This window comes from Leuconostoc sp. BM2, assembly GCF_002095565.1.
Classification (GTDB): domain Bacteria; phylum Bacillota; class Bacilli; order Lactobacillales; family Lactobacillaceae; genus Leuconostoc; species Leuconostoc falkenbergense.
The window spans coordinates 1-17,398 of sequence record NZ_MOWQ01000035.1 but is presented as its reverse complement, the minus strand read 5'-3'; the positions used below and the strand labels follow the sequence as shown (position 1 = coordinate 17,398).

17 protein-coding genes and 1 pseudogene are annotated in these 17,398 nt (G+C 39.9%); all 18 read left to right on the top strand.

Annotated elements, in window-relative coordinates:
- Positions 1–137, top strand: a pseudogene (locus tag BMG01_RS08660) (UDP-glucose 4-epimerase GalE); the annotation flags it as partial.
- Positions 138–329: 192 nt separating this feature from the next.
- On the top strand, positions 330–1,304 hold the full coding sequence (locus BMG01_RS08655) for a ring-cleaving dioxygenase (RefSeq protein WP_004914815.1): 975 nt from the start codon (positions 330–332) through the stop codon (positions 1,302–1,304).
- Between the two features lie 60 nt (positions 1,305–1,364).
- Positions 1,365–2,027, top strand: a complete 663-nt coding sequence (locus tag BMG01_RS08650) for an alpha/beta hydrolase (RefSeq protein WP_051586161.1) — start codon at positions 1,365–1,367, stop codon at positions 2,025–2,027.
- A gap of 87 nt (positions 2,028–2,114) precedes the next feature.
- Complete coding sequence (gene msrB, locus BMG01_RS08645; protein ID WP_004914812.1) at positions 2,115–2,555, top strand: peptide-methionine (R)-S-oxide reductase MsrB; 441 nt, start codon at positions 2,115–2,117, stop codon at positions 2,553–2,555.
- An 84-nt stretch (positions 2,556–2,639) separates the two neighbouring features.
- Positions 2,640–3,407, top strand: coding sequence for a nicotinamide riboside transporter PnuC (gene pnuC / locus BMG01_RS08640; protein ID WP_036068762.1), 768 nt, complete (start codon positions 2,640–2,642; stop codon positions 3,405–3,407).
- A gap of 39 nt (positions 3,408–3,446) precedes the next feature.
- Positions 3,447–4,589 (top strand): nicotinamide-nucleotide adenylyltransferase, encoded by a 1,143-nt coding sequence (locus BMG01_RS08635; RefSeq protein WP_004914808.1) that lies wholly within the window; start codon positions 3,447–3,449, stop codon positions 4,587–4,589.
- A 77-nt stretch (positions 4,590–4,666) separates the two neighbouring features.
- Positions 4,667–7,078: a primosomal protein N' gene (gene priA / locus BMG01_RS08630; RefSeq protein WP_036068761.1), complete on the top strand. Its 2,412-nt coding sequence runs from the start codon at positions 4,667–4,669 to the stop codon at positions 7,076–7,078.
- Between the two features lie 89 nt (positions 7,079–7,167).
- Entirely contained in the window at positions 7,168–8,130 is a 963-nt protein-coding gene (fmt, locus tag BMG01_RS08625) for a methionyl-tRNA formyltransferase (protein ID WP_004914804.1), read from the top strand.
- Positions 8,123–9,466 (top strand): 16S rRNA (cytosine(967)-C(5))-methyltransferase RsmB, encoded by a 1,344-nt coding sequence (gene rsmB, locus BMG01_RS08620; protein ID WP_004914803.1) that lies wholly within the window; start codon positions 8,123–8,125, stop codon positions 9,464–9,466. The genes fmt and rsmB overlap by 8 nt, the downstream gene beginning before the upstream one ends.
- A 3-nt stretch (positions 9,467–9,469) precedes the next feature.
- Entirely contained in the window at positions 9,470–10,204 is a 735-nt protein-coding gene (locus tag BMG01_RS08615; protein WP_036068759.1) for a protein phosphatase 2C domain-containing protein, read from the top strand.
- A gap of 2 nt (positions 10,205–10,206) precedes the next feature.
- Positions 10,207–12,105, top strand: coding sequence for a Stk1 family PASTA domain-containing Ser/Thr kinase (gene pknB / locus BMG01_RS08610; RefSeq protein WP_036068757.1), 1,899 nt, complete (start codon positions 10,207–10,209; stop codon positions 12,103–12,105).
- A gap of 58 nt (positions 12,106–12,163) precedes the next feature.
- On the top strand, positions 12,164–13,054 hold the full coding sequence (gene rsgA / locus BMG01_RS08605) for a ribosome small subunit-dependent GTPase A (protein WP_004914798.1): 891 nt from the start codon (positions 12,164–12,166) through the stop codon (positions 13,052–13,054).
- A 14-nt stretch (positions 13,055–13,068) separates the two neighbouring features.
- The gene (rpe, locus tag BMG01_RS08600) at positions 13,069–13,725 is read left to right on the top strand and encodes a ribulose-phosphate 3-epimerase (protein ID WP_036068756.1); all 657 of its coding nucleotides are present in this window, start codon (positions 13,069–13,071) and stop codon (positions 13,723–13,725) included.
- Complete coding sequence (locus BMG01_RS08595; RefSeq protein WP_004914794.1) at positions 13,725–14,369, top strand: thiamine diphosphokinase; 645 nt, start codon at positions 13,725–13,727, stop codon at positions 14,367–14,369. Before rpe ends, BMG01_RS08595 begins: the two co-directional genes overlap by 1 nt.
- Before the next feature lies 1 nt (position 14,370).
- On the top strand, positions 14,371–14,685 hold the full coding sequence (trxA, locus tag BMG01_RS08590; RefSeq protein ID WP_004914792.1) for a thioredoxin: 315 nt from the start codon (positions 14,371–14,373) through the stop codon (positions 14,683–14,685).
- An 87-nt stretch (positions 14,686–14,772) separates the two neighbouring features.
- The gene (rpmB, locus tag BMG01_RS08585; RefSeq protein WP_002815208.1) at positions 14,773–14,973 is read left to right on the top strand and encodes a 50S ribosomal protein L28; all 201 of its coding nucleotides are present in this window, start codon (positions 14,773–14,775) and stop codon (positions 14,971–14,973) included.
- 228 nt (positions 14,974–15,201) lie between these two features.
- Complete coding sequence (locus BMG01_RS08580) at positions 15,202–15,561, top strand: Asp23/Gls24 family envelope stress response protein (RefSeq protein WP_010291951.1); 360 nt, start codon at positions 15,202–15,204, stop codon at positions 15,559–15,561.
- A gap of 8 nt (positions 15,562–15,569) precedes the next feature.
- Positions 15,570–17,276 (top strand): DAK2 domain-containing protein, encoded by a 1,707-nt coding sequence (locus BMG01_RS08575; RefSeq protein ID WP_036068755.1) that lies wholly within the window; start codon positions 15,570–15,572, stop codon positions 17,274–17,276.
- The last annotated feature ends 122 nt before the right edge of the window (positions 17,277–17,398 follow it).

The following is a 17,398-nucleotide window of genomic DNA, read 5'->3' as shown; positions in this document are numbered from 1 at the left end:
TGATTGCCAATTCAGATAAGGCACGAGAGGTACTTGGCTGGGCACCAAAGTATGATAATGTGCAAGACATCATCAAGACAGCTTGGCAGTGGCATCAGAGTCATCCTAAGGGTTATGATGATCGTCATAATGACTAGCCGATTAGTGATAAAAATATAAATAATTAAAGAAAACATCAACGAACGTGTGACGTATTTGGTTGATGTTTTTATTTTGAATACATATTCATTATTACAGTTATAATTAGTAAGTGGTATTACTTGCGATTATAATGTAATAGTGTATAGTATTAACTATACACTAACAAAAAGTAAGAGGAATAAAAGGCTATGGGGACAAACATTCGTGGTATTCACCACTTAACAACGATTACTTCCGATTCACCTAAGATTTGGGACTTTTTTACGAATAAATTGGGATTGCATTTAATTAAAAAAACGGTTAATCAAGATGATGTTCGTACGTACCATCTTTATTTTTCCGATGACCAAGGCGAGGGTGGCTCTGTTTTGACATTTTTTGACTTTCCAGGGATCCAAAAAGCGGTTTTTGGTACTGATGAAATTTCAAGAACGTCTTTTAGAGTACCTTCTCAAGACTCATTTGGTTATTGGCAAGCACGTTTTGATGAATTTGGTATTCGTTATGACTCAAAAACATACGAATTATTTGGTGCCACATACTTAAATTTTTATGATTTTGATGATCAACGATATGCTTTGATTGCCGACGATACCAATCCACGTCACAATGAATTAACGGGGCCACATACGCCATGGCAGCATTCTTCGGTGGATCCACAACATGCGATTGTGGGGTTAGGACCAGAATTGCTGACAATTAACAACCATGATGCAATGGATATGGTGCTAACCAAAGTAATGGGTGCTGAAAAAGTTGACACCAAAGGTGATTATGCGTTATATGAATTTGATCATGGGGGTTATGGTGCGCAGGTCATCACATTGTTATCTCGCATAATACCGCGTGGCGTTCAAGGATTCGGTGGGCCACATCATTTGGCATTTATTGTTGACGATGAAGAAGCATTAAACTTTTGGATTAAGCGTCTACAAGAATTAGGTTTCCAAGATTCGGGATTTGTTGATCGTTTTTATTTCAAATCGGAATATTTCCGACCAACGCCGGGCATTTTGTTTGAATTAGCGACCAATGGGCCAGGCTTCTTAGTAGATGAAACTTATGAAGAAGCTGGTGTTCATCTTGAGTTGCCACCTTTTCTAGAGGATATGCGAACACAAATTGAGGCTAATTTGGTTGATTTTAATAGCCCTAAAAATTAATATGACAGAAAAACGGCTCATCAATGAATGGGTCGTTTTCTAGCATAAAGGAGTTAAGACATGGTTGATACGAACGATAGTATGATTAAGCAGAAATTGGATGATGTGCACTACTTGTTTATTGCTGGTAATCCAGATTTACCGACGGTTGTGTTGCTACATGGCACAGGTGGTGATGAAAATGACCTAGTACCTATTGCTAAATATTTGGCACCGAATCATCCAATTTTAGCTATTCGAGGTCGTGTTTTGGAAAATGGCTATCATCGTTTTTTTGAACGATACGCTGAAGGCAAATTTAATTTAGTATCTCTTAATGATCAGACAGCTTGGTTGGTGAAATCAGTAACTGAATTATTAACAAAATATGATTTGAACACATCGTCAGCGTTAGCAATTGGATTTTCTAATGGTGCCAATATTGCTTTGCATGCGCTGTTAACACATCGAGAAACACCATTCAAAAATGTCATGGCACTACATGCGATGCAATTAACGCCCATTACAGAGCCAGCCAAATTGCAAGGTAATCATGTTTTTTTATCGCACGGTAATTTTGACCCTATTGTGCCGCGTGACAATTTTGATGCGTTAGTTGACAATTTGGCTCAAGCAAAAGCATTAGTGACTGTCTTCCGTCTTAATCAATCTCATGTTATTTCCAGTGAAGAATTGCAGGCTGCTAAAATTTGGCTTAAAGCTAATGATATTGATGAGGCGTGACATTTGACGGGATGACTTTGCTGTGTACAATTAAGGAGTATGAACCTCAGGATTTTTGTAGATTTATTGAATTAAAGGAGGATACAAATGGTGAAAGAATCTGATGAGGCGTTGCGCGCGCGTTTAACGCCGGAGCAGTACGAAGTGACACAACATGCTGCGACTGAGCGTGCCTTTACTGGTAAATATGATCAGTGGTGGGACGACGGCATTTTTGTTGATGTTGTGAGTGGTGAACCATTGTTTAGCTCTACTGATAAATATGATGCCGGCTGTGGTTGGCCTGCTTTTACTAAAGGCATTGATGAGCACCACATTAAGCGGCACGTTGATTACTCGTTTGGTATGACACGAACGGAGGTAACGTCCAAAGAAGCCGGATCGCATTTAGGGCATGTCTTCACTGATGGGCCAATTGAAAAAGGTGGTTTGCGATATTGCATTAATTCAGCCAGCTTACGATTTGTGCCTAAAGCAGATTTGCAAAAAGAGGGCTACGGTCAATATTTGTCATTGTTTGAAAATTAAATTACGTTCTGATTACTTGACGATACTTTCTCTGCTCTAACTGCTATAATGGTAGAAAATAACATAGAATGTGGGAGAAATCACATGACTGAGGAGACAGTCTCACGGCGTTTTTGGCGTTATTTCAATCCAAAAAATATCGTTCGCGAACTATTATTTGGCTGGACATTAGCTGAAAGCACGCTGTTTATCGTTTTGGTAGCGCTACAAGGACTCGTATGGGGACTGGGTGTTGCACATAGTCATACGTTTGATTGGTTTGGTTTGACGACAGGGTTGATGAATATTATTACGGTAATATTAGTAGCCAAAGGTCGTATCACGAACTATTTTTGGGGTTTAATTTATTCTGTGATGTATATGCCACTAGCTTTTCAGTCGCAGTTATTTGGTGAAGTGGCATTGAGTGCTTTCTGGGTCGTCATGCAATTTGTTGGTATTGCGGCGTGGTTAGGATTTATGAAACGTGATCAGATCACCCAAAAAGACAAGCAAGACGTTGTTGCAACAAAATATATGACACCTAAACAATGGCTATTTGTCATTCCAGTTTTTCTAGTTATTCTCGGAATTGTTGGACTAATTTTACAACAAGCAGGTTCACGTCAACCGTATATGGATGGGTTGACAACCACGATTTCTATGGGAGCACAGATTTTACAGACCGCTAAATTTGCGGAATCTTGGTATGCGTGGCTGTTATTTGATATCGTGGAAATCGTACTTTGGGCGCGTGCATGGACTGGACATGCTGATCCCAGTGCTTTTGCCATGTTGGGTATGAATTTAGCATTGACTGTTAATGCTATTTACGGTATTATTCAGTGGCGCAAATTAACTAAAAAGGAATAGCAACATTTTCAATTAAATGCTGCAAAATTTAATAACATCATGATTACAATTGCAGGTAATTTATATAAAGATGATTTAGAAGGTCACAAAATCGGCGTGTTTTTTGGCACATTGGCCCCAATGCATGTTGGCCATCAAGCTGAAATTTATAAAGCAGCGGCTTTAAACGATGGTGTGGTTGTTATCGCATCAGGCTATACAGGAGATCGTGGCTATCAAATGGGGCTACCCGTTGAAAAACGTTTCCGTTATTTGCGGGAAGCGTTCAGTGATGAAACGGACATTAAAGTAGACTATATCAATGAAGATGATATTCCACAAATGCCGAATGGTTGGGATGAATGGACTAATCGGTTAGTTGAAACCGTTAAACGCAATATTGTTGATGAACAGGCACAAATCACTTTTTATACTGGTGAAGCAGATTATAAAATGGAATTAGAAAAGCGATTACCGCAAACCGGTCAATTCAAAGTCAGTTTGATGGATCGCACTGTTTTAAAAATTTCAGGAACAGAGATTCGTCAGGATCCGATTGGTAACTGGGATTATATTAACCGAGTCTTTCGACGCCATTTTACAAAGAAAGTCACGGTCATGGGATCGGCTTCTACTGGCAAGTCAACGCTTGTTAGGCGTTTGGCAAGAACGAGTAATTCACCATTTTCTGAGGAATATGCTCGTGAATATCAAGAACGCTCTAATGTGAGTGATGATGAACTAGTTGTGAAGGACTACATTCGTCTAATTCAAGGTCAATATGATGCTAATTCAAAAGAAATCAATTCACCCGCTAATAATGGGTTAACAATTTTTGATACAGATGCCATGGTCACCAAAGTGTACGCGGATATGTGGTTGAGCAAGGAAGATAATGCGCAATTGCAACCATTGTTTGATAATACAATTGGTGAGGAATTAATTGATTTAATTTTAGTAATTCCACCAGTGACACCGTATGTAGATGATGGATTCCGTAATATGGATAGTGCTGATGATGATACACGTTGGCAATTCCATAATCAACTCATGCAAGTCATTGAAGATTATGGCTTTATGGATAAAGTTGTGATGTTAGATGCACAAGGTGGTAGTGAGGATCCTTACGGCTATTATGCGCGTTATTTGCAGGCGTTAAATGCCATTCAAGAACGTACAGGATTTAACATCAAGCATATTTAAGAGATAGCAGACAAATGTTTTGTCTGTTTTTTATTTTGTTGGATGAAGTGATTTGCCAGCTCTGTTAAAATAGAGATATGAAGAAACAATATGCACAAATCATTGTTGATGTGCCAACGATGCAAACAGATCAACCTTATACATATGTCATTCCTGAAGAAATGATTGATCAAATTTTACCCGGCATGCGTGTCACGGTACCTTTTGGGCGTCGAGAAGTGATGGGTTATGTGGTTGGTATTCGTGCGACGACTGATTTGTCAGAAGATCAATTACGACCATTGACAACAATTTTAGATTTGTCACCGGTTTTAAACACAGAATTGTTATCGTTGTCTGATTATTTAGCTGATGAAACCTTTGCATTTAGAATTTCGATTTTACAAACCATGTTGCCAAATGCCCTAAAAGCAGACTATCAACATTTTATAAAAGTAGTCGGTAAAGTCAGTGATGACGTCGCTAATCGACTATTCATGGGATTAACCGAAATTGCATTTCATGCTAATCAATATAGCGACAAGGATTTGGCTACGTTAGCCAAACTCCGACGCCAACACAGCATCGAAGTTAGAATTGAAGTCAATGATCGGGCAAAAGTTAAAACACAATTAGCTTATCAATTTAGTCAAAATGTCACGATATTAAAGACGGCGCAACAATCATTGCGACCAACAGCTAAAAAGCAGGCGCAACTGATAGCATTCATTTTGCAGCATGTCGGTGAGACATGGCTAAAAAAAGAATTGCAAGAAATGCTACCGGTTAGTGATGCAACATTGGCACATGCTGTGACACATGAATGGCTTGTCAAAAAACAAGTTGAGGCATTACGCGATCCGTTTAAAGCAATGGTACAAAAAAGTGATCCGTTAGACTTAAACGATGAACAACAGCAAGCTTTTGATCGTATTTCATCCTCAGCTGATTTACATCGTTTTGCGCCTTTTTTGCTAGAAGGTATCACTGGTTCAGGCAAAACTGAAGTATACTTGCAAGTGGCACAACACGTCTTAAAGCAGGGCAAAACCGTGCTATTTTTGGTACCTGAAATTGCCTTAACACCACAAATGGTGCGACGTGTTAAAAGTCGTTTTGGAGAACAAACAGCCGTCCTTCATTCAGGTTTAAGTGATGGCGAGCGTTATGATGAGTGGCGACGAATTGAACGGAGTGATGTTCAAATTGTCGTAGGGGCAAGGTCTGCGGTGTTTGCACCATTAGACAATCTTGGGCTAATTATTGTTGACGAAGAACATGAAACGACATATAAGCAGTCTGATAATCCTCGCTACAATGCCCGCGATGTGGCCTTGTGGCGTGGTGAATATTATCAAATCCCAGTTATTCTCGGCTCAGCAACGCCGTCATTAGAGACACGTGCGCGCGCACAACGTGGCGTTTATGAACGTTTGACTTTAACACAAAGAGCCGGCGGAGCCAAACTGCCTAAGGTTGATGTCATTGACATGAAAGATACCTTGGCTGATGGCCCTGAAACAAATTTTTCTGCTGAACTGAAAGACAAAATTGCTGATCGGTTAAATAAAAAAGAGCAAATTGTTCTGATGCTTAATCGCCGTGGCTTTTCAAGTTTTGTCATGTGTCGTGATTGTGGTTTTGTACCACGTGATCCTAATTGTAATTTAGCAATGACATTGCACATGGATTCGCACACGTTAAAATGTCACTATTGTGGTCATGAGGAACCTATTCCAACAGTTTGTCCTAATTGTGGGTCAAAACGCATTCGCTATTACGGTACTGGTACGGAAAAGGTGGCCGTTGAACTAGCTGAGCTTTTCCCAACAGCACGTGTGATTCGAATGGATCAAGATACAACCCGAAAAAAAGGCAGTATGGACAAGTTACTGGGAAAATTTGGACGTCATGAAGCTGATATTTTACTAGGTACGCAAATGATTGCCAAAGGATTAGATTTTCCAGATGTCACCTTGGTCGGTGTTTTAAATGCAGACACAGCGTTGGGATTACCTGATTTTCACGCCAGTGAACGCACCTTTCAACTTTTAACGCAAGTCAGCGGGCGAGCAGGTCGCGCTCAAAAAAGTGGGGAAGTTGTCGTCCAAACGTTTAACCCGCAACACTATGCAATTGTTTTTGCTCAGCAGCATGATTATGAAGGGTTTTATCATCAAGAAATGCGCGCGCGACATGCCGGTAATTACTCACCGTATTACTACACTGTTCAAATTCAAGCCAGTCATTCTGATGAAAATCAAGCGGCTTTGCAAATGCTACAAGTTGCACGTTGGCTACGTGCACATGTCAATCAAGAAGTCATCGTCTTAGGACCATCGCCAAAACCGATTGCCAAAATGCGCAATCGTTATTATTTCCAAATCATTCTCAAGTTTAAACAGCGAGATATGGTCGATAATCTATTGAAGACTTTACAGAATCGTTCACAAAATGCAAAAGGCGATTTGCGACTCAGTATTGACCGTGAACCAGTCTCATTTATGTGATGTGATATAATAAAGAAAAACAAATACCCGCAGTTAAACGGGTATTTTTGTTAGGTGAACAATTTAATTTTTTAAATCGAGGTAAATTAATGAGCTATACGGTTGTTTTTATGGGCACTCCCAAGTTTGCAGTGCCAATATTGGAAGCATTATTGGCCGATAATCAATATGAAGTGAAGGGTGTTGTCACTCAGCCAGATCGACCAAAAGGTCGGCGCCATGAGTTGGCCCCTAGCCCTGTTAAAGAAGCAGCAATGGCACATGGTGTTCGCGTTTTGCAGCCTGAAAAAATTAGTGGTTCTCCTGAAATGCAGCAAGTCATTGATTGGCAACCTGATTTCATTGTGACAGCAGCTTTTGGACAATTTTTACCAGAACAATTGTTGTCAGCCGCTCGAATTGCTGCAGTGAATACCCATGCCTCATTATTACCAAAATATCGTGGCGGAGCACCTGTCCATTATGCAATCATGAATGGCGATCAAGAAACTGGGGTTTCCATAATGTACATGGTCAAAAAAATGGACGCTGGGGATGTGATTGATGTTGTGAAAGTGCCAATTACTGCCAATGACAATGTGGGCACAATGTTTGAAAAGTTGAGTTTAGCCGGTCGTGATTTGTTAATGGCGACACTGCCTAAAATCGCCACTGGTGATATTCAACCAGTGGTGCAAGATGAAGCTGATGTGACTTTTGCGCCAAATATTCCGCATGATTTGCAAAACTTGCATTTTGAAAACGAAACGGCACAACAACTTGACTGGCATATTCGCGGCCTTTATCCAACGCACCCTGCTTATATTCAAGTTGGTGGACAACGTGTGAAATTAATTGATGTCACACCACAACCTGATACAACAACGCAAGCACCGGGTACTATTGTGACCAAAACTAAAAAATCATTATCTATAGCAGCAGCAAATGGTACTGTGATTACAATTAATCAATTGCAACCAGCAGGTAAATCAAAAATGGCAGTGAGTGATTATTTAAATGGTGCTGGTAAAAACCTTGAAGTAGGTCAACAATGGGTGACAAAACATGAGTGATAAACGGGTATACAGCGACAATCCTCGGGTTTTAGCAGTGCAAACATTAGCTAAAATCAAAAACGGTGCTTATTCTAATTTGCAACTGAATCAAGTCATCAAGCAACATCATTTAGGTGAAGCAGACACGCGACTACTAACGACATTAGTTTATGGTGTGATTCAGCATCGTTTGACTTTTGAATACTGGTTGGCATCTTTTGTCAAAGGCAAAAAAATTGATGCATGGGTTACAGAATTGCTTTACACCGCGTTATTTCAAATGGTTTATTTGGATAAAATTCCGCAACACGCTATTTTTAATGAATCAATTGAAGTGGCTAAAGTTATGGGGCATGTTGGGACTGCAAAATTTGTCACGGCAATATTGCATAATATTGATCGCCAAGGGTTACCGTCCACAACTGATATTTCAGATACAGTGACACGTCTTTCGGTTGAAGCGAGCCTACCCATCTGGTTAATTGAGACGTTGATAAATCAAAATGGTGAAACTAAAACACGGCAAATGATTGCTACAATTAATGATGCACCATCACAATCTGTGCGCGTTAATACTGCTTTGGCTAGTGATGATGAGGTTAAGGCTGCGTTGGAAGCAGAGAATTTTACAACAATAGCATCAAAAGTTGCTGCTCACGCTTTTGTCGTAAATGGTGGTCATGTTGCAAGTTCAAAGGCTTATCATGATGGTCTATTGACGATTCAAGACGAAAGTGCAATGTTGCCGGTGGAAAGTTTGCAACTGACAGAAAACGTCAAAAATATTTTAGATGCTGCTGCAGCACCAGGCGGTAAAACTACACAAATTGCACAATATATCGCTGATGATGCTAAAGTATTAGCGCTTGATATTCATGAACACAAAATCAAGCTGATCCAACATAATGCTGAGCGCATGCATTTGTCCGATAAAATTAAAACACGTGTGCTTGACGCTCGCAAAGTGCCTGAACAAATTGATCAACAATTCGATCGGATTTTAGTTGATGCACCATGTTCTGGCTTTGGTTTATTACGCCGAAAACCTGAAATTAGATATGATAAAACACTAGCTGATGTTGAAAGTTTATCACACTTGCAACTCGCAATTTTGAATTCAGTTAGCAAAAACCTTGCAAAAGATGGTATCATGGTTTACAGTACTTGTACAATTTTGCGTCAAGAAAATGACGATGTTGTGACAAGCTTTTTGAATGAAAATCCAAATTTTGAATTGATACCAACAAAAACGTCACAAAATCTTAAAGAAGATAGACATGAGAAAGTATTACATGTTTATCCCGATGATTATCACACTGACGGTTTCTTTGTTGCAGTACTAAGGAAAAAATAATCTATGGTAATTGCCTATCATACTGATCCTGGGGCAAAACGTCCGGACAATCAAGATTATGTTGGTGCCTTCACCAATAGTTTTGGTCGAACGATGGTTATTGTAGCTGACGGGGTCACCTCCAATGAAGGTGGCGAAGTCGCTAGTGAGATGACCGTGGAACATTTTGGACATGCGTGGGAAAGTAGCCAACTTGAAACAATTGTACCAACAATTGAATGGCTTAAAAATCAAACAATAATTGAAAATCAAACCATCCTAGAAGCGGGACAACGCTTTGAGGAACTATCAGAAATGGCAACAACCCTTGTATTAGCTGTACTATTTGATGACCAAATTGTCGTTGCTAATTTAGGTGATTCGAAAGCCTTTTTGCTACACGGAGATGAGCTCACACAATTATCTTTTGATCATACACTTAAAAATGAGATGATTCGTAGTGGCGCTTTATCAGCAGAAGGTGCCAGTAATTTACCTAATGCACGGAGCGTGACGCGATTTTTAGGTGTTGATCAACACGCCATGTTAGAGGTTATTCAGCATGAGTTTGTTGATGATGACATGTTATTTTTGACAACAGACGGTATTACAAAAGTATTAACACAAGATGAAATAAAAGCAACAATGCGTCTAGAAGCACCATTGGATATTAGAGTGTTTGATATGATTCAACAAGCAAATAGTCTTGGTGCGCCAGATAACGTGACGGCGGTGCTCGTTACACATGAAAAGGATTAAAAATGTTACCTGATACATTAGTTGACAATCGATATCTTATTATTAAATCACTTGGCGGTGGTGGCATGGCCAACGTTTATTTGGCGCATGATGAATTTTTAGATCGTGACGTGACGTTTAAAATGATGCGTCTTGACATTCAAGCTGATGCTGATTTGGCAAAACGTTTTCAACATGAGGCTTTGGCAGCTACTGAATTAGTTAATGACAATATTGTTCAAGTTTATGATGTTGGTGAGTATGAAGGCTCTCAATACATCGTTATGGAATATGTTGAAGGGACTGATTTGAAATCATATATCCAGGCACATTTTCCCATTCCTTATCAACAAGTTGTTGATATTATGTTGCAGGTTTTAAATGCGGTGCAAGCAGCTCATGATGCAGATATTATTCATCGCGACCTCAAACCTCAAAATATTCTGATTGACGCACAAAACAAAGTCAAAATCACTGATTTTGGAATTGCCATTGCCAAATCAGAACAGGACCTAACCCAAACAAATACGGTAATCGGATCGGTTCATTATTTGTCACCAGAGCAGACACGAGGTGGCATGGCTTCAACAAAGTCCGACATCTATGCGTTAGGAGTTATGCTATACGAAATGCTGACACAGCATGTGCCGTACGAAGGTGACACACCCGTAGCAGTAGCGCTCAAACATGCTGCGGCTGATATGCCATCTGTTCGTGATTTTGACCCACGAATTCCGCAGGCTTTAGAAAATGTTATTTTGAAAGCAACAGCGAAAAAGCCGCAAGATCGCTATCTTAATGCAGCAGCTATGGCAGAAGACATTAAAACATCGTTATCGCCAAGGAGAACGCATGAGTCACGTTTTGCGCCAATGACAGATGCTGATGATGAGACTAGAATTATTCCCATGGCTCAAATTCAGGATCAACTGAAAACAGGTGTTTCATCTGTCAATGTGCTTCCAGACGAAGCACCAGAAGAACCATCCATCAAAGATCGTATTATTGAATATGGCAAAAAAGGTTACACAGTTAAAGAAATTGCCAAGGTTGTGGATCGTACGCCTGCCTATGTGAGGTCAGTATTACGAGGCAATGGTATTAAGTATCGCGAAAGCAAGACGGGCAAGATATTATTCGCAATTGCTATTGTGGCAGCTGCTCTAATCAGTCTGTTTGTTATTTTACAAATTCAAGCCAATAAAACAACTGTTCCTGATTTGGTGAATTTAACTCAAAGTCAGGCCGAAAGTAAGATTAAAAAGGCTGGCCTAAATGTCGGCACAGTGACGTCCACAACTTCCAAATCAATCAAAAAAGGTAATGTTGTCCGCTCAACGCCAACTGATGGTGCTGATGCCAAAAAGGGCGATACTGTTAATTTAATTGTTTCTTCTGGTCGTGCAAAAGTCCGTTTTGGTGATTATGTCGGTTCTGATTATGATATGACAGCCGCACAGTTACGGGCACAAGGTTACGAAGTACAAAAAACATCTCAAGCGTCAGATACTATCGCTTCAGGATCAATCATTGCACAGTCAATCTCTGCTAATGACAAAGTTGACCCAACTGAAACGACAGTTAAATTCACAATTTCAACTGGACCGGAAAAAATTACGGTACCTGATTTTACCAAATCAAGTACACAAGATGATGTTCAGAATTGGGCAGCTCAAAACGGCATTACGGTTAACGTTAATACCACCTACTCAAATTCTGTCAAAAAAGATCATGTTATTAGTCAATCAATCCGTGGTGGTTCAAAAATTACACGTGATAATACACTATTAGTGACAATCTCACAAGGGCCAGAACAATCTAGTTCAAGCAGTAGTTCATCCAGTTCAAGCTCCTCTTCTAGTGATGAATCGAGTGATGAGAGTAGCAAATCCTCCTCATCTAGTAGCTCAGGTAATTCTTAAACAAACTAATTAGCAAGTAAAAGTCGATTATATCGACTTTTTTTGTTATGATTAGCTTATGAAAACAGGACGCATTATACGCTCTTTGAGCGGTTACTATGATATACAATTAGATGGTACCGAAGAAATTCAACGAACGCGTGCTCGCGGCGAATTTCGTAAGTCAAAACAAAAACCGTTGGTTGGTGATTTTGTGGATTTTGAAAGTGATCGCGACGAAGGCTTGATTTGGGCGATTCATGATCGACGAAACGTTCTGGTAAGACCGCCAGTTGCCAACATTGATATTGCTGTGATTGTCACAGCCGTAAAGGAACCCAATTTTACAGCTAATTTGCTTGATCGGCAGTTAGTTGCATTGGAAGCCGCTGGTGTTTCGCCACTAATTTATTTTTCGAAATTCGATTTACTCTCATCTGAAGAATATCAAATCATGAGAAAAGTTGTTCACGAATACCGTCAGATTGGTTATCCGGTTATTGAGTCGACAGCACCCAATGCGTTTGACAAATTGAAAGCTGAGTTGCAAGGCAAAGTTTCAGTTTTCATGGGTCAAACCGGTGCAGGTAAATCAACGTTGTTGAATCATTTATCTCCAAACCTTGGCCTTGAAACAGGAGAGGTCTCAAAGGCATTAAGCCGTGGTAAACACACAACGCGTCAAGTCACTCTCATTCGGGTTGATGACGCATTGATTGCTGATACACCAGGATTTTCGTCGTACGAAGTATTTGACTTTTCTGCTGAGACTTTAGACGATTTTTTCCCGGAATTTGTGGCAGTTCGTTCAAATTGTCGCTTTCGTGGCTGTTTGCATCTAAATGAGCCAGCTTGTGCCGTAAAAGAAGCTGTGACAGTTGGCACAATTTCTCAGTCAAGGTATAATAGTTATAAAGCGTTTTACCAATTGATAAAAGCGCAAAAACCAAAATATAAAACAGATAACTAAAAGGGGACATGATTATGTCAGGAATTATTTCACCATCGATTTTAAGTGCCGATTACACTAACTTAGAGCGCGACGTTAAACTCGTCGAAGCAGCAGGCGCAGAATATTTACATATTGACGTTATGGATGGTAGTTTTGTGCCAGCTATTTCTTATGGCCCAAACTGGGTTAAACAGTTACGTCCAGAAACAGATTTAGTATTGGATGTTCATTTGATGGTTGTTAATCCAGAACGGTTTGTTGATGAATTTGCCGATGCGGGAGCCGACATAATTGGTGTTCATGTTGAAGCAACGGCACATATTCATCGTGCTCTACAAATGATCAAAAATAAAGGTGTTAAAGCTGAGGTTGTGATTAACCCCGGCACACCTGTTTCAGCAATTGAATCAGTTCTTGATATGGTCGATCAAGTATTGGTCATGACTGTTAATCCCGGATTTGGTGGTCAAAAGTTTTTGCCATCTACAATTGAAAAAATTGCACAGTTAAAAGTTTTCCGTGATGCTCGCGGTCTCGACTTTGATATAGAAATCGATGGTGGTGTCAATAATGAAACGATTTCTGCGGCTTACGAAGCTGGTGCCAATGTGTTTGTCGCCGGATCTTACGTGTATGATAAAGTTGATCCCGCTGCAAAAATTGATATTTTGAAAGAATTGACTAAATAATGCAAATTAATATTTTAGCAGGTGGGCCGGTGGATCTGTGGCCAAAAAAATTATTTAGTGAGCCTGGCGCTTGGATTGGCGCAGATCGTGGTGCTTGGTATTTATATCAACATCATGTTGCGATGATGCTTGCTGTTGGTGATTTTGATTCTTTGACATCAGTGGAATTTGAGGCGCTACAAGAACATATTGCCACTGAAAACATTGTCCATGTGCGCGCCGAAAAAGATGAAACAGATACTGAGTTAGCGGTTATGTTTGCCCAAAAACAACCTGTGTCTTGTATTAAAGTTTTTGGTGCAACAGGTGGTAGACTGGATCACCTATTAAGTAATTTATGGCTAATGGCCGATCCAAAATTTGATAGTGTCGTTGAAAAACTTGAAATCATTGATCAAACTAATACTGTTACTTTTTTGAAAGCTGGCGAACATACTGTTTTAAAGCAGGAAAACAGTCATTATTTGGGCTTCATGCCAATTAATGACGTTAAAAATTTTAAAATTATTGACGCTAAATATCCGTTGACACTAACAGAAAATAAGTATAAAATGTGGTCATCAAATGAATTCTTAAATGATAGGGTCCACGTCAGCTTTGATACAGGTATTATCATGGTGACGCAATCCATAGATAGGAGTTAACATGGCAGTTAAGACAGTAGAAGATGCGACTTTTGAAGCAGCAACGAATCAAGGTGTTAGTATTACAGATTTTTGGGCGACGTGGTGTGGTCCATGTCGGATGCAATCACCTGTTTTGGAGGCACTATCAGATGAAGTTGACAATGTTGAATTTGTGAAGATGGATGTGGATCAGAATCCTCAAACACCTGCTGAATTTGGTATTCGGGCAATTCCGACACTTCTTGTTAAAAAAGACGGTGAAGTTGTGGAACGACTAACAGGCTTTCATAATAAGCAACAGTTAGCAGATATTTTGTCAAAATATGCGAATTAACTTGTCAAAAGTTTAAAATTCTGGTAAAATTTAATATTGTTGTAGAAAGAGCTTAAAAAATAAATGGCTCGAAAAGGAGGGTCGAACATGGCAAAAGATGCTATTACTGGTGCACGCACACGCTTCGGTAACCAACGTTCACACGCGTTGAATTCAAGCCGTCGCAGCTGGAAGCCAAACTTGCAAAAAGTTACGGTAAAAATCAACGGTGCCGCACCAAAGAAGGTTTACTTGACGGCGCGTACTTTGAAGGCCGGATTAAAGAACGGTTCAATCGAACGCGTTTAAAACACGATTTGTTGGTTTGCCAATATCGTGAGACCACCGTATGGTGGTTTTTTTTATTCACGATTCAGCGTCAATCAAGTTGATCCTTGTTAATCAGAGACCGTGTAGGCGTAATATCAGTTAACTATGGTAAAATAGTATTTAACAAACCTTTGGTAAGGAGGAGAAATGTTTTATTGTAAGCGACAGCAGAAAAAATCGTTTCACAAATAATTCATTAAATAGACTATGGCAATTAAGATGAAAACAAAAAACGGCGATATTACGCTAGAAAATGATGTCATTGCGACGATTGTCGGTGGTTCAGCGATTGAAAACCCTGGCGTTGTCGGCATGGCTTCAAAAGCTACCTTTCGAGATGGTGTTAATCAAATATTGAACCGCGAAAATTATGGTAAGGGCGTTGTTGTACATCAGGAAAATAGTGGTGTTGGTGTTGATGTCTATTTAGTTGCCCAATATGGCACTAAACTATCAGAAATATCAAAGTCGGTTCAAGGTAAAGTCAAATATAATCTCGACGCATTGTTGGGCATCCATGTCACTGAAGTTAATGTGATAGTTCAGGGTGTTCGCGTCAGTGACTAGGAGAGGTCATGTCAGTCAATTCACTCACAGTTATTACCAATGTTGAATTTGGTAAAATGATAAATGCTGCATCAGCAGCGCTTGCCGCGAATGCGGATAAAATCAATAAATTAAATGTATTTCCAGTACCCGATGGTGACACTGGTACAAATATGAGCTTGTCGATGGCGAGTGGCGCACAATATGAGAGAGACGCGTTAGATACCAATATTGGTGCACTCGCTAAGGCAACGTCAAAAGGTTTGCTAATGGGCGCTAGAGGTAACTCAGGCGTTATCTTGTCTCAAATTTTTCGTGGTTTTGCCAATAGTATGGCGGACAAAGAGACACTTTCAGCACGTGATTTAGCCGATGCTTTGATGGCTGGGGCTCAAATTGCGTATAAATCTGTCATGAAGCCAACAGAAGGTACAATTCTGACAGTTATTCGGGAAGCAGCTTCAAAAGCAAATAAGGTAGCCAACCAAACTGATGATGTTGTTGAGTTGATGGCTGCCGTTGAAGACGCAGCTCAGAAAGCTTTAAATAGCACACCTGATTTGCTACCTGTGCTAAAAGAAGTTGGCGTTGTTGATTCAGGTGGTCAAGGACTTGTGTTTGTTTTGCAGGCATTCTATCAAGTACTGAGCGGCGATTTTAATGAAGAAGATATGAAAGCGCCAGATAATGCGGAACTTGATCAAATGGTCAAAGAATTGCACGCTGGTGCCCAAGCTAACAGTAACCTTGATCCAGCAGATATCAAGTATGGATACTGCACGGAAGTCATGGTTCAAATCGGTAAAGGAACGACTTATGATCATGAATTTGATTATGATGAATTTTACAAACATTTAGCGCAATTGGGTGATTCGTTGTTGGTCATTAATGACGATGAAATTGTTAAGGTGCATGTCCATACAGAAAATCCTGGTGAAGTCATTACTTGGGGCACTCATTTTGGCTCATTAGTTAAAGTAAAAGTTGATAATATGCGTGATCAACAACAAGCTGTTATTGACGCACAGCGTGAAGACGAAGCACAAACGGCTAAAATATCTGAAATGACAAAGCCTGCACCTGAAACAGCAGTTATTGCTATCGCAGCTGGAGAGGGTGTGGCTAAGTTATTTAAAAGCTTAGGCGTTCATACAGTTATTTCTGGTGGACAAACAATGAACCCTTCAACAGCGGATATTGTTGACGCGATTAAAGCAAGTGGTGCTAATCAAGCTGTTGTCTTGCCCAATAATAGTAATATTTTTATGGCAGCTGAACAAGCAGTTGACTTAGCTGATGTACCGGTACAAGTTGTTAAAACACGTACAGTTCAGCAAGGATTGACAGCAATGATGGGATATAATCCGGAGGCTGAAGCGTCAGAAAATGCTAGTGCCATGTCGGATATGATTGCTGATGTTAAATCAGCTCAGATTACGCAGGCAGTGCGAGATACGACGCTAAATGGTGTTGAGATTCATAATGGCGATTGGATGGGAATCATTGATGGTGACATTCAAATTGTGGCGGACACCAGTGAAGCTGCAGCGGAACAATCAGTCGAAAAAATGTTGGATGATGATTCTGAAATTGTTACGATTATTTTTGGTGCAGATACAAAAGAAAAAGCGGCTAATAAATTAGCAAAAAGCGTTTCTGCTATTGATGAAGACCTTGAAATTGAAATCCATGATGGTGGACAACCATTATATCCATTTTTGATTTCAGTAGAATAAAACTTACTAACATTAAAGGTGAAGATTAATCTCGGCGGAGATAGTCTTCACCTATTTTTGATTTATTCTAAAATAGGTTGTGAAGCATAGGTCGCGGAGTTTTTTGGCACTGGATGTCGTGA